Origin of the sequence: Sphaerobacter thermophilus DSM 20745 (assembly GCF_000024985.1) — a bacterium.
Taxonomy (GTDB): Bacteria; Chloroflexota; Chloroflexia; order Thermomicrobiales; family Thermomicrobiaceae; genus Sphaerobacter; species Sphaerobacter thermophilus.
This window is the reverse complement of sequence record NC_013523.1, coordinates 479,260-502,490: the sequence shown is the minus strand read 5'-3', so window position 1 is coordinate 502,490 and position 23,231 is coordinate 479,260. Positions and strand designations below refer to the sequence as shown.

Here is a 23,231-nt window from a genome sequence, read left to right as displayed (position 1 = left end):
CGTTGCACTCACTCTCCCCTCACATTCGCCGCCCCCAGCTCCTGGGCCACGGCCGGTGGCGGTTCCACGTCGGCTGTCGTACCGGCGTCGGGCTCCATGGCAATGTCGCCCCAGATGTGCCGTCCGGTCGTGGACGCATAGTTGCCGGCACTGTCGACCCCGACGAGGTAAAACACCGGACCGGCCGTGGCCGGAACCGGCACCGTGGTCACGAAGTCCCCGCGTTCGTCGGCCTGCACCTCTGCCAGGAACTCACCCCGGTAGTAAAGCGACACGGGCGCGTTGAGCCGGAAGCCGCGGCCCTCGATCCGCATGGCATCCCGCTCCACCGAGAACGCGATCTCCGACTGCGGCAGCCGCTTGGTTACCTGGTAAATCCAGACCCGCGGCTCGCGGTTGTGATAGACGGTATGCACGAGTTCACCGCCGTAGTCCTCCACCAGGCGTTGGAACTGGCGCTGCGTCGAGCTACGGACGATGGGGTCCTCCGGCGGATCGTCGCCTGCGTTGGTGTAGAAGACCAGATAGGAGACGTCACCGGAGGCCAGCAAGCGCGGTGGCCAGAGCACCACCCAGTCCCGCGGTGTCGCGTCGGAGCGGAGGCTCGGATGCACAACAGTCCCGCCGGGGAGGATGGTCGCCAGGCGGAAGCGACCGAAGGGGTAAGCGTCGCGTCGGGCATAGAAGGCAAGAACATACTGCGCGGAGCCCTGGGATATGGTCATGACCCCCGCGTCGGGTGGGGTGTTCTCCTTCAACCAGTAGGCCGCCTCCCGCATGCCCGCGTAGTCGTCGACGTGCACCGCCGACCAGACGGGCGGCAGCGATGCCGCCAGCACGATGGTGACGGCGGCCGCGGCCGGCACCCAGGACCTGCGCACAACACCGAGCGCTTGCTCGAGCGCCCGCGCCCCAAGGAGCGCCAGTGCCGGCACCAGCGGCAGCAGGTAGTTGAACGCCTTTAGCGGGTACGTCTGCTGGAAGACGCCGATGACGAGGATCCAGGCCGCCAGCACGATGTCCCCGACGCTCCGCCGAATGGCCGCCACCACCAGGCCCACCGGCGCCAGCACCAGGAGCACGTACCCGTCGTAGTGGGCGAGCACCCTCGGGTAGTAGTACCAGGGCACGTGGCTCACCCGGCGGATGCTGTCTCCGAGGAAGGCGAAGTACAGCGAGCCGTACTTGAACAATTGGTAGAAGGCAGGCGCGAGGCAGACCAGGAACACCACGGCGCTTATCGCAACCGATCGGACCGTCAGGCGGGAGTAACCGTGTGTCAGGAGGAGAACCAGGCCCAGCACCGGCAGGACGAGCACGCCGGTGACCTTCGCGTCCACCGCGAACCCCGCGGCCGCGGCAAAGGCGTAGAGCCAGCGGTCCCCGCCGCCGCACACCCACCGGGCACCGCAATAGATGGCGAGCGCCACGCAGAATGTGAGGGTCGAATCGAGCAGCGCCAGCCGTCCAAGAAAGATCGCGTACCCGCTCACGGCCAGCAGGAGCGCGGCGATCAGCCCAGTGGCACGACCATAGAGCGTCCGACCGATGGCATAGGTCACGGGCACGGCGAGCATACTGAACACGGCGGCAACCACCCGCGCCAGGACGTCGGTCACGCCAAACAGCCAGTAGACGGCCGCGAGCACGTACTGGTACAGCAGGAAGTTGGAATTGCCGCGCGACATCAGCATGAAGTACCGCTTGAGTTCCTGGTCCCCGGCCAGGACGGCCGCCTGCCCGGCATAGACCGCCTCGTCGCCTCGGAGGCCGATGGCCCCGAGATCCCAGAGGCGCGCCGTCGCGGCCAGTGCGGTGATCGCGAGTAACGCTGCCACCTCCCAAGCCGCCCGGCGACGCTCCGCCAGCCGGCCCCATCTCCTCATGGATCGATCCCCTCCAGTTCACCGAGAGTCACTTCGCCCGGGGTACCGGCCTGCTCCGGCCGGTACTCCAGCCGGGCACGCTCGAAGTACTGCACGATCAGTCCGGTGTCGGGATCGGGGAACTCTTCGCTGATCGGATAACCGAAAAGCGCGAGCGACTCCCTGAAGCTGATCCCGGAATCCCCGAGGCGCAGGCCGTTGTTGCGCCAGAAGGTGCGGAAGTGTCCACAGACTCGGTGCCCGGTCGTAGGGAAGTAGTCGCAGTTCGCCGACTGCTCCGCCGTGGCGGCCGGGACGGGCTGGAACGGCTCGGTCCCGAGCAGACCACGACGCGCAGCTTCCTCCCAGCCCAAGCGACCAAGCTGGATCTCGTAGCGGGTCCCGGCCAGGTGCGGATGCAGCTCGAAGCGCGCCCGATCGAAGTACTGGATCGTGAGCGTCACCCCGGTCTCGGCGTCGACCTGCTGATAGGCGGCGCCCACTGGCCTGCCGAATACTCGCGGGCCGCCGCTGGCGTTCCACAGCCGCCGGAATACCTCGGCTACCTCCACGGCCGGGCGGGTCTCCGACGCCGGGACCACCGCAGTCGCGGTGGGCTCCGGCTCGGCGTCCCACGTCGCGGCGAGCGTTTCTGCAGGTTGGAGCAGGCGGTCTGGGGTCAGCAGCCATGAACCATGCACGGCGGTCAGCCCGTAACCGAGCCCGATGACCCCCACCACCGCCGCGACACCCGCGACGCCGTACATGAAGCGCCTGGCGATCCCCACGGGCTGCCCTACACCGGCCGGCAGGAAGCGCCCGACTCGCGTGCCTGACACCACCAGAAGGGCAAAGAGGAGGCCCACCGGGATCGCCAGCACCAGCCCCATCAGGAAATAGGTGATCACCGGGATCGTAATAGTCGCCCCCGGCACCAGGTCGAAGAGTTGCGCCCGAGCATAGCCCCCGGCGCCGAGGATCCACGCGCGGTAGGTCCCGATCGGCAGGCCATCGAAGGTAGCGGCCCCCGTCTCGTCATACGGCCGGTACTCCCTCGTGCCATCCGGATGCTGCAGCACGACACCCGTGCCGACGCGGTCGCCCAGCAGGGTCGCCCGGCCGGCCACGGTGATGCGATGTAGGGAGAGGGGAATGCTGGGGGCCACCTCGGGCCGCAGCGTGAAGGTGACCTCGCCCCGGCGCACCGTGCGGATCCCATCGACGATGACCTCTTGCACCGAGTAGCGGACCGGCTGGGCGCGGAGCCCTGCCGGCGTCTTCACCACGGTCGTCGCCGGGAGCCACTGCGCGACCTGCGGGTCCAGATCGAGGGTCTGCCCCTGCGCGGTCCTCACCCTGATCGAGCTGATGCGCGTCGGCGGGACGAACTCCCCCTCAGCGTCAGCAAAGGTCAGGTTGGTCAGATAGCTCACCAGGAACCCGGCAACCAGCCGCCGTTGGCCTGGGATGGTAATGTCGCGGAAGCCGACGTAGACATCGTCCGACCAGCGACTGAAGTCCGCTCGCTGGGTTGTGCTCAGGTCCGCACGCGGCGGGGCCTCGAGCCGGAATGTACCCGGCTGCGAGATGGGGAACCGCGCGATGCCCTCCGCATCCGCGGCGAAGGGGTGGCCGTCCAGGGTGAAGGTGACACCGGGCAGGCTCGGCACGGTACGGATCTCGAGCATCGCCGGCTCGACCGTGACGGTCGCAGCCGTGGTCGCCGTCGCCAGCGTATCGGTGCCTGGGAAGCTCGCGACGAACGCATAGTCCCCAGCGGCCAGGGTTCCCCGCACCTGGAACCCGGCAGCGCCGTCCGGCCCCGTCACGGCGCGCATCGCAATCTGGTCGTCGACGCGGAGTTCGACGATCTGCCCGGAGAGCGGCGCGCCGGACGCGGTCAGCCGCACCATGATTGGGATGTCGTCGCCGACCTGGATCGTCGGCGGCACCTCTAGCGCTAGCTCGACCCCATCGACGGCCGCGGCATGGTCCGGCCCGCGCGCCAGGGCGAGCAGGAGGATCATCCCGAGCAGCACGACTCCCCGGCGCACGCGAGACACCCCGACGATCGGGCAACGCGCGGCCCTCATTCGATCCAGCAGCGCCGATCGAAGGATGCTTCGCGGTCCGATCACGTTCTCCCTTACCCATCTAGCCCACCGGTAGTCGAGGTCAGCGTCACACTTCTGGGTACTGCTACGCGCCAGCGCGGCGACTCATCCGCCGGTACCCGGCTCGGGCACAGCGCCGTCGATCGCCAGCCCACCAGGCAGCGGCTCGCGCGACGGGGCGGGTGCGCTGATCAGCGCCGGGATGCGCTGTGCCCAGTCCATCGAACTGCTGCGGATCAACCGCCCCGGTACCCCGGCCAGCGCCCGCTGGACGATCTGGCGCTCCACCACGGAGAGATCCTGCCCATTGGCCTGGAGGAGGTGCCCACGGATGGCCGGGTACGGCGGGAACCCGTACGCGTCCTCGCAGTTGCTCATCAGGATGTCGAGCATCTCGTCGGGATCGAGACGGAACTCGTCGTCGGCCCCGCGCTCGATGACGAAGAGCCCCTCGAGCCGTGCTTCCCGCGCCAGCTTGACCTGCGGAATCAGCCGCTGGACCGGATACTTCGGCGGCGGTACCAGCCACTGCGCCAGCGCATTGATGGTTGCGACGGGCAGCCGGGAGCGGGTGAGCAGGAAAGCGAAGCGCCGCCCGCCGCGGGAGTGGATCCGGCTCTGGATAGGCAGGCCCAGCCGCTCACGCCGGGTCAGGGCCGGCCGGTTCAGCGCGGACACGGTGTGCTTGCTGATCGTCAGCGGCTTGGGATAGGTCAGCACGGTCCCCTCGGACGTGACCAGGGTGAGATCGTCGGAGATGAACGCCGCGGTGGCGCTCTCCCGCCGCTGCCGGTCGAGCATGCGGAGGACCGTCGTCGTCTTGCCGGTGTCGGTCCGGGCCGTCACCAGGTAGGCGTGGTCGTCGTACGCGATACAGGCCCCGTGGATCAGCGCGTAGCCTCGCTGGACGAAGGTCCAGCGCAGGATCGGCTCGACCACGTTCGTGTAGAGCACGTGGGGCGAGCGAGCCAGGAGCGGCGACGCCACCACGTCGATAAGGTCCCCAAGGGACACGTCGATCCAAAAACCGAATACACCGAGGCGCTCGTCGTACTGGAAGTGCCGCTCCGCCGTCACCCGGTGAGGCCGCCGCGCCTGGGTGCGTACGTCGATGGTCGGCGGCCCGTCCAGCGCCTCCACGCGGAACTGTTCGAGCTCCGGCAGAGGCACGGTCGACCGCACCGTGACGATGTCGTGGATGTTGTAGAGAGCCGGAGCTGCCGCACGGCGGGAACGCCGTGTAGCATCCCAGATCCACGTGTCGGCCACCGCGAAGCGGAGCGCCGTCAGCGCCAGGAGCGAGATCAGGTTGGACGCCACGTAGAAGATCCCAAAGACCGAGGTCAACGCGTACATCAGAGGTCCTCGGAACAGCAGCGCAGCGTTGTTCATCCCGAAATACAGGCCCATGCGAGCCAGCGGCCCACGCGTGCCCGCGCGCCCGCGGAAAACGAAGGACTCAGTCAGCAAGTACAGCCACAGGGTCGACACTTGCGTCGCCAGCGCCGCGGCGACCAGATAGTGGAGTCCCTGAATCTCGGCAAAGGCGAGGAGAGCGAGCGTATTCACCCCCAGCCCGGAGGCTCCGACCGCCGCGAACCGGACGAAGCGTCGCGTCTGGTCGCTCAGGCGCAACTGCCAGAGCAGCATCAGGTAGCGGATCGCCTCGCGCAGAGACGCCTTGCTCTCTCCCGCGTGACGCTCTCCAAAGCGATACGGCACCTCGGCCACCTGTAGGCCGTCCGTGCGGATGAGGATCTCCAGCAGGATCTTGAAGCCGCAGGGTCGGAGGCTATCCGGGTCGACCGCCCGGCGGCAAACAGGAAAAAGCCGCTCATGGGGTCGGTCACCCCGCGGAGTCGTCCCGGAAAGACTATCTTGGCGAGGATCGTCGTGGCTCGGGACGCAGCCGCCCGCAGTTCCCCCATCCGCCCGAGGCTGCCATCCCCGCAGTAGCGGCTCGCGATCACCAGGTCGGCGTGCGTGGCCCGCGCACGCTCCAGGAGGGAGGGAATCACCTCCGGCGGGTGCTGCAGGTCTGCGTCCATCACGCAGACCCAGTCGGCCCTGGCGGCACGGAGCCCAACCACGACAGCCCCACCCAGCCCACCCTGACGCTCACCCCTCGGACGGTGGATAACCCGGATTACGCGGTCGGGAGACCGCTCCAGCGACTCGATCGCTGCAACCGTGTCATCATCGCTGTCATCGACGAAGATGATCTCCAGCACCTGGCCCGGCAGGCACCGATCGAGGCGTTCGACGAGCGGACCGACATTCTCCGCCTCGTTGCGCGTCGGCACCACGATCGTGAGCGATGGTGGAATCGGAGATGATTCGTCGGGGACGATATCAGCAATGTCGCACCTCTCCTCCAACCAAGGAGGCGATGCCTCGCGTGTCCCGGCGTCGATCCGCGGGGACATGGGCCACCCTCCACTGATGGGCCATTCCTGGGCAAGCACAAAGGCTCGTCCATCTATTCGCCATGAGTGAGCATGTGACGTTGATTCTACGGACGGTCTCTGACGACTCCCTGCATGACGCGGAAGTCGCCAGTGTAAATGTCGTCAGGTGACTGGGTGGCCGTGGAGACGATCGAGGAAGAAATGATTGTATAAGGCTATCTCTTAGTCGCAGCGGTCACACGTATCTGGCAGGAGTCCCGCATCGGCGGGTACGGTGGCCCGAGCGGTTAGTTCCGCTGGCCGAAGTCCACGTGACGCGACGAGATGCACCGCCGTGCCGTGAGGTGAAGCCCGGCAGCCAGGTGGCGGCCCCGGTAGAGGCGGTCCTCCAGGTAGGAGAGGCGCCAAGTCGGGATGAAGACGGCTCGCGCGATGGCCTTGACCATAGCCGGGGGCAGCAGCCCCTCACCGCCGCTGGACCGCTCGCGCTGCCAGTAATCGACCACGTCGTGGATCTGACTGACCAGGTGGAACCCGTAGGCCCGGTCCTCCACGTTCAGACCTGCCTCCCACAGCTCCCGGAAGACTTCCTCCGGCGTGAAGTGGTTGACGTGGCCGACGTGATCCCGCTTCCACCGGTTGATCGGGATGCGGCGACTCCGCCGCAAGAGGTGGTAGACGGTACCCGGCTTGCCCTCCAGCGGCACGAAGGCGTGTAACACGCCGCCGGGGCGGAGAACGCGGGCGATCTCGGAGAGCATCCGCCGGTGCTCCGGCACATGCTCCAGCAGGTCGAAGAAGAGGACGGCGTCGAAGACGCCATCAGCGAAGGGGAGGAGGCTGGCATCGAGGCAGATCAGATCGTGGGCGGGGGAGCGGCGTCGCGCCTCCCGGAGCGCAACACGGCTCAGGTCGGCGCCGAGGATGTTGAGATCCCGCCGCTCGCGACTCAGAGCACGCAGGTAACGACCTGCGCCGCAGCCGAGCAGGAGGACACGCCCCTGCACGCCGGCCAGCGCCGCCAGCGCATGTCGTAGGCGCAGCGAGGCCAGGCTGCGGTCGTGCACCTGGACCTCGTCTCGCCCCTGGATCTTGGATGGGTCCTCGACGTCGTAACGTCCGATGCGTCTCACTGGAGCGTCCGGTAGTACTCCAGTAGCGGCGCCAGATCCGGCACCACGAGATCAGGCTGCAGCGATTCTGTTGCCAGGTCCGCGGCGCTGGTCACGCCCGTCAGCACCAGCACCGTGGTGAAGCCCGCGCGCTGCCCCGCCTGGATATCGGTGTCGAGCCGGTCCCCCAGCACCGCCGTCGACTCGGGACCGATCCCCATCAACGCGCCGGCCTCCAGCAGCATCCCCGGCTCCGGCTTCCCGATCACGATCGGCTCACGGCTCGTCGCCACCCGCAGCGCCGCCAGGATCGCTCCCGCACCGGGGACCAGCCCCTCCTCCGTCGGGAAGGTCGTGTCCGGGTTGGTCGCCACCCAGGTCGCCCCGCGCCGGATGGCGAGACAGGCACGGGCGAGCTTGTCGTACGTCAATTCCCAGTCGGCCCCGGTGACCACGACCTCGGCGTCCAGGTCGGCCGACTGGAAGCGACCATCGCCGAGAATCGCGTCGCGCAGCGCCGCCATGCCCAGCACGTGCACCCGCGTGCCGGCCGGATACCGTTCCTCCAGCCAGGCGCGGGTGGCGAGGCTCGAGGTGACGATTCGCTCAGGCGGGACCGGGATGCCCATCCGGGCGAGCTTCTCGGTGTATTGCTCGGGCGTGCGCGTCGAGTTGTTGGTCGCCATCACGTACGGGATGCCCCGTGCGTCGAGCGCGGCCAGGAACTCGCGGGCGTGGGGCAGCGCTGTGTCCCCGCGGTACAGCACCCCGTCCATATCGATCACATAGCCGCGCACGGGCGCAAGCCGAGGAGCGATATCAGCTCCGGCCAGCGTCATGGCAGTGTCCCTCCTCCATCAGGCAGCGGCGGGAACTCGACCCGCCGCTGCCGCCGCGGGCCAGGATAGCACAGCCTTCGTACCCAGCCAAAGCCGATTCGGGGCACCGACCCGCCTGCTATACTGCCGCCGGACCCCGCCAGGGCAGGGATCGGTGGCGACACCGTGGAAGGGAGGATCGCATGACCCTAGCGAGCCCACGGCTCGACCCGGAGCAGGCGACGCAGGTATTGGCGCAGATCGACGAGCGCGAGGTAGTGGAGTTCCTTCAGTCACTGGTGCGCATCCCATCGGTCAACCCACCCGGTGACGTGCGGGACGCCATCGCCCGCTGCCGCGAACCCCTTGAAGCCGCAGGGTTTGCGATCGAGATCCTCGCCGAGGAGGAGACGAAGCCGAACCTGATTGCCCGGCTCGAGCGCGGCTCCGGCCCCGTGCTGCTCTGGAACGCCCATGTCGATGTCGTGCCGACCGGGGAGGAGTCGGCCTGGACCTACCCGCCATTCGGCGCCGAGATCCACGATCGCCGCGTCTACGGCCGCGGCGCAGGCGACGACAAGGCTAGCGTCACCGCTCAGATCATGGCCGCCCTCGCTCTGGCGCGCTCCGGCGTGCCGCTGCGCGGCACCCTAATCGTCAATACCGTGGCCGATGAGGAGATCGGCGGCGGGCTCGGCTCCCAACTGGTCGCCGAGTCCGACAACATCCGACCCGACTTCGTCATCGTCGGCGAGCAGACCCTGAACCGCGTCTGCGTCGGCGAGAAGGGCGGGCAGGGTGTCCGCGTCACGGTCTACGGCCGGGCCGCCCACGGCGCGCTCCCCTGGGAGGGCGCCAACGCGATCGAGGGCATGGCCAGGGTGATCGTCGCCCTGCAGGACGAGTTGTGGCCGGAACTGGCGAAGCGCACTCACCCCTACTTCCACCCGTCGTCGGCCTGCGTCTCGCTGATCGAGGGCGGCGTCAAATCCAATGTCGTCCCTGATCGCTGCACCATCCACATCGACCGGCGCATCGTTCCGGGGGAGAAGCCCGCCGAGGTGGTCGAGGAGATCCGCCGCGTCGCCGAGCAGGCGGTCACCCGGATTCCCGGCCTGCGCGTGGAGGTCGAGCCGGCTGGCTGGGGCGGCAGAGAGGCCACGGTCGTGGCCGAGGACTCCCCGATCGTGAAGGCGATGCTCGCCGCCAACCAGTACCTCGGGTTCGACACCACCCTGACCGGCTTCAGCATGGCCACCGACGGGAGACACTTCGCCGCTCGCGGTTACCCGACCATCATCTACGGCCCGGGTGACCCGTCCCTGGCGCATAAGCCGGACGAGTGGGTCGGCATCGACGAGGTCCTGGATGCCACCCGCGCCTACGCCCTCGCCGGGCTCGCCATCCTCGGCGGGTCCTAGGGAGCGCCGAAGACGACACTGGCGCCGCTCCCGCGGCGCCAGTCCGTTTGTGTGCGTTCAACCGGAGCGCAACCATGGCAAAGCGGCTCCGGACGGGGTGAAGAACCCAGGAACGCGGGCGTCCTCGCCTCGTCCTGAGCTGTGCGGGTGGCCCTCACCCCCGACCCCTCTCCCAACCTTGGGAGAGGGGAGCCATCTCAGGGACCGGGCGACGGTCCGTCTGATGCCCGCGCTCCGCGTGCTCCGCTCCCCGGGACGGCGTCACGCCTCGGTCGCGCCGGGCGTGGGGCCTCGGCGGCGAGCCCGCCGCGCGTAGTACACAGCCCCAGCGGCGACCAGCGGCCAGAGCCACCACAGGAAGACGACGACTGTCACCGCCCCCGTCGCCATCCTGCCCGCGAAGCGCATCGAGGCGTCCCACGCCTGGCGCACCACCCGCGCGAAGTCAAACCCGGGCGCCTGGCCTGCACCGGCCGCGATCGGCAGGAGCTGCAGATCGATCCGAGAGAACGAGGTGCGCCGCTCCAGGTAGTTCAGGCGCCCCTTCATCTGCTCGATCTCACCCCGCACACGCGCGATCTCCCGCTCGAGCGCCAGGATGTCCTCCAGTCGCTCCGCCTGCCCCTGGAGCGAGAGAAGTCGCTGCTCGGTCGCCTCCGCGTTGCGCAGCCGCGCTTCGAGGTCCACGTACTCCTCAGTCACGTCCTGGCTGCTGGTGGTCTCGTGGTCCACGCGCTCCACCAACGGCAGGCCCCGCAGCGCGCTCATGGTCGGGTCGAAGCGATCCGAGGGCACTTCGATCGTCAGCATCGCAGACTGGTAGTCGCCGTTGTAGGAGGTCGATGAGGTCAGGATCTGCCCTCCCTGTGCCGTGGCGATGTCGCGCACCGCCGCGATGGCCTGCTCGACGTTCTGGACCGTCAGCGTCAGCTCAGCCGTCCGCACGATGCGACGGTCCCAGTCGGCGAGCTGCGCCGCTTCGGGCGCCGCCCCTCCGGCGGTGTCCCGCGCCCCATCGCCGGCAGACGCACTCGCGGCGCCCCCGGCACTCGGAGCGACTTCCGCCTCCCTCCACACGCCGCCGCAGGCCGTCATCGCCAAAGCCAGCACCAGCACGCCGAGCAAGAGCACCCGCATCGATCGTCCGGCTGCCCGCATCTGTCTCCTCCTCACGCCACCGCAGGCCAGTCCGGCCCGCCCTGACAGGATGACGCCCGGCGGCGGCCCTTTGTTCCGCGACACGGCGCGCAAACCCCGCCACGCCACGTCCTGGTTCTCCGTCGAGCCGTTGTCCACGGCGTGACGACGACACGAGCACGGGTGTCCGCGCCCGGACCTGCGAGAGCGGCCCTCACCCCCGACCCCTCTCCCAACCTTGGGAGAGGGGAACTCCAAGCGATGTCATCCTTCGCTCCGCTCAGGACGACACGGAAGCGCCAGCGGATACGCAGGGCACGGCTGGGCGGCCGTAGAGCGATTTCGCCCTACCGCCGGAACACGATGTTGAGGATGAGTGTGAGAATCAGGCTAAGGAGGAGCATCGTCGCCAGCGGGATGTAAACGGTGACCGGCCCGCGGCGGATGGTGATGTCGCCGGGCAGACGCCCCAGCAACGGCACCCGGCCAGCAAGGTAGATCACGCCGCCCAGCACGATGAGCGCGACTCCGACAACGAGGATGATCTTGCCGAGCTGGCTCAGATCGGACATGGCGTCGAGCCGCCTCCCGCCGCGACGCTACCGCCTGCCGAAGAGCTCCCGCAGGTGCGCGCCAATGTCGAAGATGAGGATGAACAAGATCGGGATCAGCGCGAGCACGACGGCAGGGATGATGAGTTGGAGCAGATCGTGGATGATGCCCATCCCGTGGTGCCTTTCCCAAGCAACCCGGGTGACCGCATCTCCCGGGCAGCGGCACGGCCTCCGACCGGAAGGACGCCTGACGGCCGGCCCGTGAGGACCGGCCGTCAGGATTATACGCCACCGGTAGGAACCGGCGCCCTCGTGCCTACGCCACCACCTCGGCCGCCGACAGCACGCCCTCGATGGTCAACGCGCCATCCGGGCCGACGTCGACGGTGACCGTATCGCCTTCGTGGATCTTGCCCTCCAGCAGCGCCTTGGCCAGCCGGTCGAGCAACTCGCGCTGGATCGTCCGCTTCAGCGGTCGCGCACCGAAGACGGGGTCGTACCCGCGGTCGGCAAGCCACTCCTTGGCCCGCTGCGTCACCTGGAGGGTGATGTTGCGGTCCGCCAGCCGCTCGGCGACCTGCCGGAGCTGGATGTCGACGATCATCGCCAGATGCTCGCGCGTCAGCGCGTGGAAGATGACGATCTCATCGATCCGGTTCAGGAACTCCGGCCGGAAGTGGTTGCGGAGTGCTTCGAACACCCGGCGCCGCATCTCGGCCTCGCCCTGCGGCCCCGCCGCCTGGATGTAGGCCGACCCCAGGTTACTGGTCATGATGATGACCGTGTTCCGGAAGTCGACCGTCCGGCCCTGGCCGTCGGTCAGCCGGCCGTCATCGAGCACCTGGAGCAGGACGTTGAACACCTCCGGGTGCGCCTTCTCGATCTCGTCGAACAGGACGACCGCGTATGGCCGCCGCCGGATGGCCTCGGTCAACTGCCCGCCCTCGTCGTAGCCGACGTAGCCGGGCGGCGCGCCGATCAGCCGCGCGACGGTGTGCCGCTCCTGGTACTCCGACATGTCGATCCGCACCATGGCGCGCTCGTCGTCGAAGAGGAACTCAGCCAGCGCCCGCGCCAGCTCGGTCTTCCCGACACCGGTCGGCCCGAGGAAGATGAAGCTCCCCAGCGGCCGGTTAGGGTCCTGCAAGCCGGACCGGGCACGGCGGATGGCGTTGCTCACCGCCTCGATCGCCTCGTCCTGCCCCACGACACGCTGGTGCAGCCGCGACTCCATGTGGACCAGCTTCTCGATCTCGCCCTCGACGAGCTTGCTGACCGGGATACCGGTCCACTTGCTCACCACCTCGGCGATGTCGTCGGCGTCGACTTCCTCCTTGAGCAGCTTGCCGTTGGTCTGCACCTCGGCCAGGTGCCGCTCTTCCTCCTTGAGCTTCCGCTCCAGCTCGACCAGCCGGCCATACTGCAGCTCCGACGCGCGCGCATAATCGGCCGCGCGCTGGGCCTGTTCGATCTCGTGCCGGGTCTGTTCGATCTGTTCCTTCAGCTCGCTGATCCGCTGGATTGCCTCGCGCTCCTGCTCCCACTGCGAGCGTAGCACCTGCTCCTGCTCGCGCAGGTCGGCCAGCTCACGCTCCAGCTCCTGCAGCCGCTGCTTCGAGGCGTCGTCGCGCTCCTTGCGCAGCGCCTCGCGCTCGATCTCGAGCTGCATGATTCGCCGGTGAAGCTCGTCCAGCTCCGCCGGCATGCTGGTAATCTCCATCCGCAGGCGGGCCGCCGCCTCGTCGACCAGGTCGATCGCCTTATCCGGCAGGTAGCGGTTGGTGATGTACCGGTGCGACAGCACCGCAGCGGCGACCAGCGCCGAGTCCAGGATGCGGACCTTGTGGTGCAGCTCGTACCGCTCCCGCAGCCCACGCAGGATGCTGATGGTGTCCTCGACGGAGGGCTCACCGACGTACACCGGCTGGAACCGGCGCTCCAGCGCGGCGTCCTTCTCGATGTACTTGCGGTACTCGTCGAGCGTCGTCGCGCCGATCGCATGCAGCTCGCCGCGCGCGAGCATCGGCTTGAGCATGTTCGAGGCGTCCATCGCCCCCTCGGCCGCGCCGGCACCGACGACGGTGTGCAGCTCGTCGATGAAGACGATGATCTGCCCCTCGGCCTCCTGGATCTCGTTGAGCGTGGCCTTCAGGCGCTCCTCGAACTCGCCGCGGTACTTGGCCCCGGCGAGCATCGCCGCCAGGTCCAACTGCACGATCCGCTTGTCCTTCAGCCCCTCCGGCACGTCGCCGCGGACGATCCGCTGGGCCAAGCCCTCGACGATCGCCGTCTTACCGACGCCCGGCTCACCGATCAGCACCGGGTTGTTCTTGGTCCGGCGCGACAGCACCTGGATGACCCGCCGGATCTCCTCGTCGCGCCCGATGACCGGATCGAGCTTCCCCTTGCGGGCCAGATCAGTCAGATCGCGGCCGTACTTCTCCAGCGCCTGGTACGTGTCCTCGGGGTTGGTGCCAGTCACGCGCTGCGCGCCGCGGATCTGGCTCAGCGCCATCAGCACACGGTCCCGGTTCACACCTAGCCGCTGCAGCGCCTTGACCGCCGGTGCATTCGGCGTCGCTTCGAGTGCGGCCAGGAGGAGATGCTCGGTACTGATGTACTCGTCACCAAACGCACGGGCCTCCTGCTCGGCACGCTCCAGGACGCGTCGGAGCCCGGCGCCCAGCACCGGCTGTGCACTGTACTGCAGCGTCGGGGACGCCTCGACCGTCCGGAGCAGTTCCGCCTGCGCCGCCCGCGAGTCGATCCCGAGCCGCAGCAGCACCTGAGGCACGACCCCGTCGCGCTGGCTGACCAGCGCGTAGAGCAGCGGCTCGACATCGAGCTGCGCGAGGCGCCGCTCCTCAGTCTCCCGCTGGGCGGTGATAAGCGCCTCCTGTGCTTTCTCGGTCAATCGCGATAGATTCATCGGTCAACTCTCCCAAGTAGATGCCGGTACCCCGCGGGCACTGGCGGGGTGTGGGTGCTCCCGGGTCACGGAAGGGTCGTGCGTCCGTCGCGGGCTATTCGACGTCGGGGGAGGTGCCGAGCAACTCCAAGAGTGCATCGATCTCTCGAACCAGGTAGGCGAGTCGCCCGTTATTGCGGTCCGAGAGCGACTGGACCTCGCGCCGAATGCCCCGTAGCCGGCGGGTAACATCCATGGCAAGTTGCACGCCGGAGAGGTTGATCCCTCGCCGCTCCACCAGGTACTTGACCTGCCGCAGCCGCTCGATGTCACTCGACGAATAGAGCCGCAGGTTCCCGGCGGTACGGGACGGTGAGACGAAACCCTCCCGCTCGTACTTCCGCAGCGTCTGCGGGTGCAGCTCCAGCAGCCTTGCCGCGACGCTGATCACGTAGAGTGGTTCGTTCTGACGCATGCGCCCTCCCCGGAGCTACCACCGTGTTTCACACGGACGTAGTATAACAGCTTATATGGATCGTATCAATGTGCGTTGCCGAATCGGGCACGTGGGATCCATGCCCGCGTGCTACCCGATCCAGCCCGTCGGTGTCAACCGCTCAGAGCCCAGCAGACGAGGCTACGATGGCGGCCACGACGGGTTGCCGGGGGCGCCATGGCCTTCGCCCGATGCCGTTTGGCAGGTTGATCGGGTCCGTGGCAGTGGCGCGGGAGCGGGACGCAAGTCAGTCCCGGCCTGGAGCGAGGTAGGAGGATCCGTTACTGGAGGCTGGGGGTCCGGAGTGGTTGGTATTGAGGTTTCCGCGCCGTGGCGCGTGCCCGGGGCGCAAGCCGTCGGGCTGACACGGAGAGCCGGCTGAAGCGGGCTAGGGGTCAATCGGCGTCGATTTTGCATATAAGGGTGCTACCGCGTGGTGACGGCCCGGGGCTAAAGCCGCCGGGCTGATATGTTGGTAAGCCCACTGAAGGGGCTGTGATGGCCACGCGCAGGCGGAGCCGATCCGGCATCCCACCGGGTCCAGCGTCCCCAGCCCCTTCAGTGGGCTTCGCCTTCTCAGCCCGGCGGCTTTAGCCCCGGGCACGGGCCGACTACGGTACTCCGCCCACCACCCCCGTACCCTTGCGGTTGTTCCCAGCCCGCTTCAGCCGGCTCTCCGTGTCGGCCCGGCGGCTTGCGCCCCGGGCACAGGCCAGGGCGTGGGGACCCACGCGCCACCGCCATAGACCCGAACAATCCGTCAATCGTCGTGGGCGGACTTCGTTGTGTTTGTCAGGTGGAGTTCGCCTCGGCTCCAGCCAACGCCTTCGCCCGCCAGCGAACCCGCTAGACCAACGCCGCGGCGGGGCTGGTGCGGGCCAGGACACGCTCCAGCTCTCGGCTCGAGCCGTAGCTCAACTGGACAATGGTCGCAAGGGTGCGGGCGTCGGCCGGACGGTTGAGGAGCAGGTAGGCGCGTGCCGCCGCGACGTAGCCGAGGGCGTCCATGGACCAGAACCCGGGGCACCGGGTCAGGTCGTAGGTGGGATCGGCCTGCAGGGCACGGGCGAACTCGTGCGTCGCCGCGCGGTAGTCGCCCCGACGGGCCAGACGAACGGCGCGGGATGCCAGTGCTTCGGCCCGGTTGAGCGGCACAACCTGCGGCTCAGCAGGTATCCGCGCCGTGCTCGGTCGCCACACTGGCGCCGCGGTCCGCGTGGTCGGTGTCGCTTGCGCGGCTCGCCGCACCGGAGCGGTGCGAGTGATCGCCTGGGTGGCCTGCGTGGGCCGTGCCCGGCGGCGCTGCGGTCGCGGCCGGAACAGCCGCCCCAGGAGCGCCGGCGCTCCGAGCGCAAGGGAACCAGCCCGGCGACGCTGCCACAGCAGCCCGCCCACACCGAGGAGCACCGGGTAGTTCACGATCAACGCCAGGGCCAGCCCCATCGTGGCGACCGACGCCAGCGGCCAGCGCCACGACAGGCCGCCGCCCCCCGGCTCAGCATCCGCCGCATGCACCACCGCCGTCGTGTCGGCCACCCGATCGACGGTCAGCGCCGAACCCTCCGTGGACGGTGTCTGAACGGTCGGCGTCACCACAGCCGGCGTGGCCGGTGCGAGCGTGATCCGGGGGCGAGCCGGGTCAGACGGCGCCGCAGCGAGGGTGGCGAAGCCGTAGTCCAGCAGCGAGATTGCGTCGGTGTACCAGTCATCGATCGTGCTGCCGAGCACCACGGCGATGATCGTGTGACCGTCGCGCTGCGCCACCTCGACCAGGCAGTAGCCCGCCTCGTCGGTGATACCCGTCTTGCCACCGATCAGACCGGTGTAGCTCGTGAGCAACTCGTTGTTGTTGTAGAGCTCGAACCCCTCGTCCACGTAGTACGGGCTGCCGATGATCCGCCGGAACTCGGGATTGCCGAGCGCGTACATCGTGATCGCCGCGATGTCGCGAGCGCTGGAGACGTGCCCGGGCTCGTCGAGGCCGTGCGGGTTCACGAGGCGGGTGTGGGTCAGGCCCAGACGCTGCGCGAGATCGTTCACCCGCTCCATAAAGGGAGCGATCGACTCTCCGGAGCTGCCGTCCGACAGTTCACTCAGGCCGCGCGCGATCGCCATCGCGGCGTCGTTGCCGGAGGGCAGCATCATGCCGTAAAGCAGGGTACGGAGGGTCACGTCCTGGCCGACAACCAGCCCCATGGCCGATTCACCGACCAGATCGTCTTCAGCAATGGTGATGAGTTGATCGAGAGGTGCCGTCTCTAGCGCGACGGCCGCGGTGAAGATCTTGGTGAGGCTGGCCGGAGCCGTCTCGGCATCCATGCCCTTGTCGAAGAGCACCTCGCCCGTGTCCGCCGACACCACCACCGCATGCGCCGCGGCAATGTCGGGGGGACTGTCCGCCGCGACTACCGCACCTGTCTGCCACCACAGGAGCGACAGTACGGTCAGGAAGAGCAGGTGGCTCTTCCACCGGACGCGCCATGCCCGGCTCCGGCCCACCGTCGGCCTCCCCAATCAGACCTTCCCTACCCGAGACGGTCAAGGCACCTGGGTGGCGCCACGTCCCCCACGTGGGCCCGGCTGGCCGTGTCGTGCCCGGCCTTACCTTGACCAGTAGGCACCATACTACTACAGACCGCTAGTACGTACAAGAGGGTACGCGGCCGAATCGATCGAGCGTGGTCGCCCCGCCCACTCCGCTCGTCCCCGTCCCAGGCTCATCTACGGCACCCCGCATGAACCGATCTACCGCGGCGAGTGAAGTCCTCCACCCGCACTACCGCTCCGCGCGATGGCAAGGGCATGAACGTTACCGCCGTTAGAGCACCACGGTGCCTCTAGCGCCGCTCCTCTCCCGCGGTGGGGAGCGGGGCGGGGGCCGGGTGCTGCTCCGCGACGCTCTCGGCCACCCGGTCGGCGTAGATGCCGCGGTACTCGGGGGGCAGCAGTTTGGCAACCTCGATCATCATGAGGTCGGTGAGCGTGGCGAGGTCTGGTCGGCTCCCGTCGCCGGTCCCGTCCGGGAGATAGAAGGGCTTGCCCATCCGCACATGCACCTTGGGCCACCCCTTGCCCTTCCGTCGTCCCTTCTTCCCGTTGAACGGCAGTACCTCGGTGCCCCAGATTGCGGTCGGGATGATCGGCACCCGGGCCCGCAACGCGATCAACGCCACGCCGGGGTAGACGCTCTTTATCGCGCCGGTGGTACTGCGCCCGCCCTCCGGGAAGACACCGACCAGCCAGCCGCGCGCCAGCTCCTGCTCGGCATGGCGGAGGGCCTTGCGGTCCGGCCGCCCGCGCTCTACCGGGAACGCACCGGACAACTCGGCGAACCACCGCGCCACCGGCACGCGCCACACGTCGCTCTTGGCCATGAAGAAGACCGGGCGCGGGAACGCTGCGATCAGGAGGATCGGGTCGGAGTTGTGGAGGTGATTGGCCACCACGAGCGCACCGCCACGCGGTGGGACGTTCTCCAGCCCCTCAATCCGCATCCCAAGCAGCAGCCGGAGAAGCGGGAGCACGATGACCCGCGCCCCGCGGAATAGTGCCAGCTTGATGCGCCGGCGCCGCGACTCCGGCCACGCGCCGTCGCCCGCACTCCCCCCCATGGTCATCCCCCTCCGGCCAGCCGGACGATCTCCTCCACGACCTCCTCGACAGAGCGTCCGTCGGTAACGATGACGACCGCGTCCTTCGCGGGCTTCATCGGCGCGATCGCACGCTCTGCGTCCGCCCGGTCCCGCCGCTCCATCTCCTCCATCACCTCGTCGAGCGAGCGCTCGATCCCCTGTGCGGCCAGATCGCGCTGCCGCCGTCGCGCGCGCTCTTCGAGGGAGGCGTCGAGCCAGATCTTCACGTCGGCGTCCGGTACGACGACCGTGCCGATGTCCCGCCCGGTCAACACCACGCGCCCGGACCGGGCGATCCGACGCTGGACATCGAGCAGCGCCCGGCGCACCGCCGGGTGAGCCGACACCGCCGACACCGCGCGATCGACCTCCGGGTCGCGCAGTTGCTGGGTCACATCCTCGCCCTCGAGCCAGACGTCGTAGAAGCGCCCGTCCGGCTGGGATGGTGGCTTCACCTGGATGTCGAGGTGCCTCGCCAGACCGGCAAGCCGCAGGCCGTCCTCGGGTGCCACGCCGTGCCGCAGCGCCGCCAGCGTCAGCGCCCGGTAGATCACGCCGGTATCGAAGAAGAGCGCATCAAGCCGGCGGGCCGCCGCGCTCGCCACGGTGGTCTTGCCGGCCGCCGCCGGGCCGTCGATCGCGACGACCAGGCGGTCGCCGGGCACCTCGCTCACCTCCACGCCCTCTCCCAAATCGCTCGCGCGGCCCCGTCCCCGGGCCACCGCGCCGTTCACCCCGCCGTGCCGGCGGCCGCGCTCCGGACGGAGCCGGCCGCTCACCGCGCCGCGTCGGTCCCGAGCGACGTGGCTCACCTCTGCGCTCGCCAGGGTCTGATCGGCGCCCCGGCTCCGGCAACGGACGACCCGCCGAGGCAGGGTCGAGGCCGACCGCTTCCAGCAACTGCATGACCTCCCCCGGCGTCAGGTCGCGCCAGGCACCGAGCGGGACGCCCCGGACATGGATCGGCCCGATCCGCGTCCGCGTCAGCTTGAGCACCGGGTAGCCGACCCGATCCATCATCCGGCGCACGATGCGGTTGCGCCCCTCGTGGATCACGATGCGGAGCACGGTCCCGGCTTCTTCGATCCGGAGCGGCCGGACCTGATCCGGCACCACGCGCTCCCCGTCCACCGTCACGCCGCGCCGCAACTGGTCCAGCACCTCCGGCGGCGGGTGCCCGTCCACCAGTACCTCGTATTCTTTCTCCAACTCGTAACGGGGATGGGTGATGCGGAACAGCAGATCCCCGTCGTTGGTGAGCAGGAGGAGCCCCGCCGTCGGACGGTCGAGCCGCCCGGCCGGGACCACCCGCTCCGGCACCTGGACCAGGTCCATGACCGTGCGGCGGCCGCGCTCGTCGCTGACCGTCGTGATGTAGCCCGGTGGCTTGTTCAACATGATGTACCGGCGGCGCTCGGGACGCAGCCGCTTGCCGTCCACGCGGATCTCCTGGCGCTCCGGGTCCACCCGAACGCCCAACTCGCGGACCACCTGGCCGTCCACCGTGACCCGACCCGCGGTGATGAGCTCCTCAGCCTTGCGACGGGAGGCCACGCCGTGCGCGGCCAGCACTCGTTGCAGTCTCTCCACCGGTCGCTCCTCGCCTGCTCGCCGACCCCGGAGGCATCGTCGGAGCCGGTCGGGAGCAACGGCCCGTCACGGCTGGGACGGATCTCCGGCTTCGCGTCCGGATCGATACACGGGGAGCCGCAGGACCTCCGTTGCGCCCACGTAGAATACTACCTCACCCTGTATCGCCCACGGGGACGAGCTCGACACCGGAGCGAGCCGCAGGTCGTACCGCAGCCGATCAGCCTGCTCCGCCGTCAGCAGCAGGGTCCGGTTGGTCATCAAGCGGAAGCCGTCGGCCGCGAGCCGGTCCTCTAGGTCCGGGTGATCCCCATCCCGGCCGAGGCGCACCCAGCGGAAGTGGGTACCCAGCGCGTCGAAGAGGGCACGCACGTCGTTGAAGCGCTCACCCTCGGCGCTCCCGAGCGTCACCGTGATGACCTGATGGTCCCCACGCCACGCCACCGCCACCAGGTTCTCCCCATCCTCGGCCGTCGTGCCCGTTTTGATCCCGTGCACGCCCAGTTCCCCGAGCAGGTGGTTGGTGCTCCAGAGCGTGATGTCGCGCGCGTTCGGCCCCTTGACGGAGATGGTCGTCACCGGCTGCGCCACCACATCGGCCAGGAACGGGTCCTTCAGCAATGCAGCCCCGAGGATGGCGAGGTCGCGTGCGGTCGAGCGCTGGCCAGGTGCGTCGCGCCCGTCCGGGTTGACGAAGTGCGTGCTGCGCATCCCAAGGCGCCGGGCGACACGGTTCATCTCGGCGACGAACGCCGCGCGCGGATTCGTTGCGGCCGGGTCCAGGCGGGCTCCGACGACGCGGGCGAGCGCCCGCGCGGCGTCCCCACCCGACGGGACCAGCAGGCCGGCGAGCAGGTCCCGCACCGCCACCCGGTCCCCGGCCCGGAGGCCCACATGTGCGTAGATCACCTCATCGACCAGATCCCCCGGCTCGATGGTGATGACCTCGTCCAGCGCGGCGTGCTGGCGGACGATGAGCGCCGTGAGCATTTTGGTCGTGCTGGCGGGTGGGTACGGCATGTCCGGGTTGACCGCCGCGAGGGTCGCACCCGTCACGAGATCGACCGCGAGCACGGCACGCGCCGTGATGGCCGGCACTGGGACCGGGGCGGCGAGCGGCGCGTCAGGCACCACCATCGGCCGCGGCACCGCCGCGGCACTGGCGAAAGCAGTCGATGTGATGAGCTGCGCCAGCACCAGCCCGAGCGTGGCTATAATAGCGACCATGGCGGCAGCGCTGCGCTCGGAACGGTGTCCACCCCGGCGCAGGTTCGCACCGCCGCGCCCCGGGCAAGGAGATGGCGCCGGTCCTTGCCTGATGGCAGTGGGACCGGGAATTCGTCGCATATGTCACCCTTGCTTCCAAAACGCACGACGGTGATTGGGAAAAGATTGTAGCGGGTACCGGCGTGGCGGAGCCACCGCCGCCGGGACGGACACCGGGAGACGGACAGGCTACGTGGCAATACCCAAGGCTCTTCGGCGACTCATCCGCAACGCTGTCCTCGACCTGGACGGGTACGTCCCGGTCGAACCGGTTGAGGCCGTCGCCGAACGCATCGGCAAGCCCGTCGACGAGATCATCCGCCTGCACATGAACGAGAACCCCTACGGGACCTCGATGCGTGTGCAGGAGGTACTGGCGAGCTTTGACCACTACCAGGAATACCCGGACGCCGACCAGCGCGTCGCGCGGGAGCGCATCGCCGCCTACACCGGGGCGCCCAGCCAGCGGATCATCATCGGCAACGGCTCGGACGAGCTGATCGACCTCCTGCTGCTGGCCACCATCGACCCGGGCGATGAGGTGATCGTGCCAACCCCGACCTTCGGCGTGTACGAGTCCCGCACGCCCCTCTTCGGCGGGGTCGTCCGCCGCGTGCCCCGCACCGCCGACTTCGACCTCGACATCGATGCGATCACCCAGGCTGTCACCGAGCGGACCAAGCTGATCTTCGTCACCGCGCCCAACAACCCGACCGGGAACATGCCCACGACCCAGCAGATCGTCCGGCTGCTGCGCACCGGCGCGCTGATCGTGGCCGACGAGGCGTACTACGAGTTCTCCGGCAAGACCTTCCTTCCGCTCGCGCGCGAGTTCGACAACCTGGTGATCCTGCGTACCTTCAGCAAGTGGGCGGGGCTCGCTGGGATGCGTCTCGGATACGCCATCCTCCCCGACGCCCTCGCGGCTGAGTTGTGGAAGGTCAAGCAGCCGTTCAACGTGAGCACGGCCGGGCTGAAGGCGATCGAGGCGGTGCTGGACGACATCGACTACCTGCAGCAGACGGTCAACCGCATCAAGATCGAGCGCGGCCGCCTCTACCGCGGCCTGCGCAAGCTCAACTTCCTGCAGCCATACCCCTCGCAGGGCAACTTCATCCTCTGCCGGGTCACGCGCGGTGACGCGCACGACATCCACCGGCGCCTGGAGCGGCGGGGCATCCTGGTCCGCAAGTACAGCGACCCCGACCTCCGCAACTACCTGCGGATCACCGTCGGCCGCCCGGAGCACACCGACGCGCTCATGGCCGCGCTGCGCGGCATGGCAGGGGAGATCTGAGCCGATGGAGCAGCGACGCGCCACCATCACCCGGCGAACCACCGAGACCGAGATCGAACTGACGCTGGACCTCGACGGCAGCGGGCAGGCCGCGATCGACACCGGGATCGGGCCGCTCGACCACTTCCTCACCCTCTTCGCCCGCCACGGCCTCTTCGACCTGACCGTCACCGCACGGGGCGATCTCCAGGTTGACGCCCACCACACGACCGAGGACGTCGGCCTCTGCCTGGGCCAGGCGATCCGCCAGACACTCGGCGAGCGCCGCGGCATCCGCCGGACCGCCGACGTGGCGGTGCCAATGGACGAGGCGCTGGCCCACGTCGCCGTCGACTGCGGCGGCCGCGGCTATTATGTCCAGCGCGACCCGATCAACGGCCCCGGGGTCGGCGTGCTCGAGGCCGATCTGGTGCGCCACTTCTTCGAGACACTGGCGATCGAAGCCAGGATCAACCTCCACGTCGTGACGCTCTACGGCTCCAACACCCATCACCAGGTCGAGGCGCTCTTCAAGGCCTTCGCCCGCGCCCTCGACGCGGCCACCCGGCCCGAGCCTCGCCTCGGTGACCGCCTCCCCTCCACCAAGGAGCACATCGAGACGGGGCAATGAACA

Annotated in this window: 19 protein-coding genes; 3 read left to right on the top strand and 16 right to left on the bottom strand. The window is 68.8% G+C overall.

What is annotated here, in order from left to right; all coding sequences use genetic code 11:
- Positions 1-8 precede the first annotated feature (8 nt).
- The 6 genes from STHE_RS02210 to STHE_RS02190 form a co-directional block, all read right to left on the bottom strand.
- On the bottom strand, positions 9-1,886 hold the full coding sequence (locus tag STHE_RS02210; RefSeq protein WP_012870935.1) for an ArnT family glycosyltransferase: 1,878 nt from the start codon (positions 1,884-1,886) through the stop codon (positions 9-11).
- Positions 1,883-3,919, bottom strand: coding sequence for an Ig-like domain repeat protein (locus tag STHE_RS18675; protein ID WP_148219876.1), 2,037 nt, complete (start codon positions 3,917-3,919; stop codon positions 1,883-1,885). The genes STHE_RS02210 and STHE_RS18675 overlap by 4 nt, the downstream gene beginning before the upstream one ends.
- A 165-nt stretch (positions 3,920-4,084) precedes the next feature.
- The gene (locus STHE_RS17710; RefSeq protein WP_169308172.1) at positions 4,085-5,701 is read right to left on the bottom strand and encodes a GtrA family protein; all 1,617 of its coding nucleotides are present in this window, start codon (positions 5,699-5,701) and stop codon (positions 4,085-4,087) included.
- A complete protein-coding gene (locus STHE_RS18375; protein ID WP_083776005.1) occupies positions 5,629-6,405 on the bottom strand; it encodes a glycosyltransferase in 777 nt (258 codons plus the stop codon). The genes STHE_RS17710 and STHE_RS18375 overlap by 73 nt, the downstream gene beginning before the upstream one ends.
- Before the next feature lie 269 nt (positions 6,406-6,674).
- Positions 6,675-7,520, bottom strand: a complete 846-nt coding sequence (locus STHE_RS02195; RefSeq protein WP_012870933.1) for a class I SAM-dependent methyltransferase — start codon at positions 7,518-7,520, stop codon at positions 6,675-6,677.
- Complete coding sequence (locus STHE_RS02190; RefSeq protein ID WP_012870932.1) at positions 7,517-8,338, bottom strand: HAD-IIA family hydrolase; 822 nt, start codon at positions 8,336-8,338, stop codon at positions 7,517-7,519. The genes STHE_RS02195 and STHE_RS02190 overlap by 4 nt, the downstream gene beginning before the upstream one ends.
- Before the next feature lie 182 nt (positions 8,339-8,520).
- Here STHE_RS02190 and STHE_RS02185 point away from each other — a divergent pair, with 182 nt between their 5' ends.
- The gene (locus tag STHE_RS02185) at positions 8,521-9,738 is read left to right on the top strand and encodes a M20 family metallopeptidase (protein WP_012870931.1); all 1,218 of its coding nucleotides are present in this window, start codon (positions 8,521-8,523) and stop codon (positions 9,736-9,738) included.
- A gap of 261 nt (positions 9,739-9,999) precedes the next feature.
- Here the strand turns inward: STHE_RS02185 and STHE_RS17700 are convergent, their stop codons facing one another.
- The 10 genes from STHE_RS17700 to STHE_RS17690 form a co-directional block, all read right to left on the bottom strand.
- Positions 10,000-10,896 carry a DUF4349 domain-containing protein gene (locus tag STHE_RS17700; protein WP_012870930.1) on the bottom strand — a complete coding sequence of 299 codons (897 nt, stop codon included), beginning with the start codon at positions 10,894-10,896 and terminating at the stop codon, positions 10,000-10,002.
- Positions 10,897-11,222: 326 nt separating this feature from the next.
- Positions 11,223-11,447 (bottom strand): DUF2905 domain-containing protein, encoded by a 225-nt coding sequence (locus STHE_RS02175; RefSeq protein WP_012870929.1) that lies wholly within the window; start codon positions 11,445-11,447, stop codon positions 11,223-11,225.
- Between the two features lie 27 nt (positions 11,448-11,474).
- Complete coding sequence (locus STHE_RS19505; RefSeq protein WP_012870928.1) at positions 11,475-11,600, bottom strand: hypothetical protein; 126 nt, start codon at positions 11,598-11,600, stop codon at positions 11,475-11,477.
- A gap of 145 nt (positions 11,601-11,745) precedes the next feature.
- Positions 11,746-14,358, bottom strand: coding sequence for an ATP-dependent chaperone ClpB (gene clpB / locus STHE_RS02170; protein ID WP_012870927.1), 2,613 nt, complete (start codon positions 14,356-14,358; stop codon positions 11,746-11,748).
- Between the two features lie 94 nt (positions 14,359-14,452).
- Positions 14,453-14,812: a heat shock protein transcriptional repressor HspR gene (locus STHE_RS02165; protein ID WP_012870926.1), complete on the bottom strand. Its 360-nt coding sequence runs from the start codon at positions 14,810-14,812 to the stop codon at positions 14,453-14,455.
- 867 nt (positions 14,813-15,679) lie between these two features.
- Entirely contained in the window at positions 15,680-17,332 is a 1,653-nt protein-coding gene (locus STHE_RS17695; protein ID WP_012870925.1) for a serine hydrolase, read from the bottom strand.
- A gap of 338 nt (positions 17,333-17,670) precedes the next feature.
- Positions 17,671-18,444, bottom strand: a complete 774-nt coding sequence (locus tag STHE_RS02155; RefSeq protein WP_012870924.1) for a lysophospholipid acyltransferase family protein — start codon at positions 18,442-18,444, stop codon at positions 17,671-17,673.
- A 2-nt stretch (positions 18,445-18,446) separates the two neighbouring features.
- Positions 18,447-19,145, bottom strand: coding sequence for a (d)CMP kinase (gene cmk, locus STHE_RS02150; RefSeq protein ID WP_217155842.1), 699 nt, complete (start codon positions 19,143-19,145; stop codon positions 18,447-18,449).
- Positions 19,042-20,055 (bottom strand): pseudouridine synthase, encoded by a 1,014-nt coding sequence (locus tag STHE_RS02145; RefSeq protein ID WP_012870922.1) that lies wholly within the window; start codon positions 20,053-20,055, stop codon positions 19,042-19,044. The genes cmk and STHE_RS02145 overlap by 104 nt, the downstream gene beginning before the upstream one ends.
- A 66-nt stretch (positions 20,056-20,121) precedes the next feature.
- Positions 20,122-21,282 carry a D-alanyl-D-alanine carboxypeptidase family protein gene (locus tag STHE_RS17690; protein WP_012870921.1) on the bottom strand — a complete coding sequence of 387 codons (1,161 nt, stop codon included), beginning with the start codon at positions 21,280-21,282 and terminating at the stop codon, positions 20,122-20,124.
- 232 nt (positions 21,283-21,514) lie between these two features.
- Here STHE_RS17690 and hisC point away from each other — a divergent pair, with 232 nt between their 5' ends.
- Together hisC and hisB are read left to right on the top strand one after the other, a co-directional pair.
- Positions 21,515-22,618 (top strand): histidinol-phosphate transaminase, encoded by a 1,104-nt coding sequence (hisC, locus tag STHE_RS02135; protein ID WP_012870920.1) that lies wholly within the window; start codon positions 21,515-21,517, stop codon positions 22,616-22,618.
- Positions 22,619-22,622: 4 nt separating this feature from the next.
- Entirely contained in the window at positions 22,623-23,228 is a 606-nt protein-coding gene (gene hisB, locus STHE_RS02130; RefSeq protein WP_012870919.1) for an imidazoleglycerol-phosphate dehydratase HisB, read from the top strand.
- The last annotated feature ends 3 nt before the right edge of the window (positions 23,229-23,231 follow it).

Bases quoted from the DNA above. Each gene is read 5' to 3' on its own strand.
- STHE_RS02210 (WP_012870935.1), bottom strand. From the start codon at position 1,886: ATGAGGAGATGGGGCCGGCTGGCGGAGCGTCGCCGGGCGGCTTGGGAG.
- STHE_RS18375 (WP_083776005.1), bottom strand. From the start codon at position 6,405: ATGTCCCCGCGGATCGACGCCGGGACACGCGAGGCATCGCCTCCTTGG.
- STHE_RS02190 (WP_012870932.1), bottom strand. From the start codon at position 8,338: ATGACGCTGGCCGGAGCTGATATCGCTCCTCGGCTTGCGCCCGTGCGC.
- STHE_RS02185 (WP_012870931.1), top strand. From the start codon at position 8,521: ATGACCCTAGCGAGCCCACGGCTCGACCCGGAGCAGGCGACGCAGGTA.
- STHE_RS17700 (WP_012870930.1), bottom strand. From the start codon at position 10,896: ATGCGGGCAGCCGGACGATCGATGCGGGTGCTCTTGCTCGGCGTGCTG.
- STHE_RS02175 (WP_012870929.1), bottom strand. From the start codon at position 11,447: ATGTCCGATCTGAGCCAGCTCGGCAAGATCATCCTCGTTGTCGGAGTC.
- STHE_RS19505 (WP_012870928.1), bottom strand. From the start codon at position 11,600: ATGGGCATCATCCACGATCTGCTCCAACTCATCATCCCTGCCGTCGTG.
- clpB (WP_012870927.1), bottom strand. From the start codon at position 14,358: ATGAATCTATCGCGATTGACCGAGAAAGCACAGGAGGCGCTTATCACC.
- STHE_RS02165 (WP_012870926.1), bottom strand. From the start codon at position 14,812: ATGCGTCAGAACGAACCACTCTACGTGATCAGCGTCGCGGCAAGGCTG.
- STHE_RS02155 (WP_012870924.1), bottom strand. From the start codon at position 18,444: ATGGGGGGGAGTGCGGGCGACGGCGCGTGGCCGGAGTCGCGGCGCCGG.
- STHE_RS17690 (WP_012870921.1), bottom strand. From the start codon at position 21,282: ATGGTCGCTATTATAGCCACGCTCGGGCTGGTGCTGGCGCAGCTCATC.
- hisB (WP_012870919.1), top strand. From the start codon at position 22,623: ATGGAGCAGCGACGCGCCACCATCACCCGGCGAACCACCGAGACCGAG.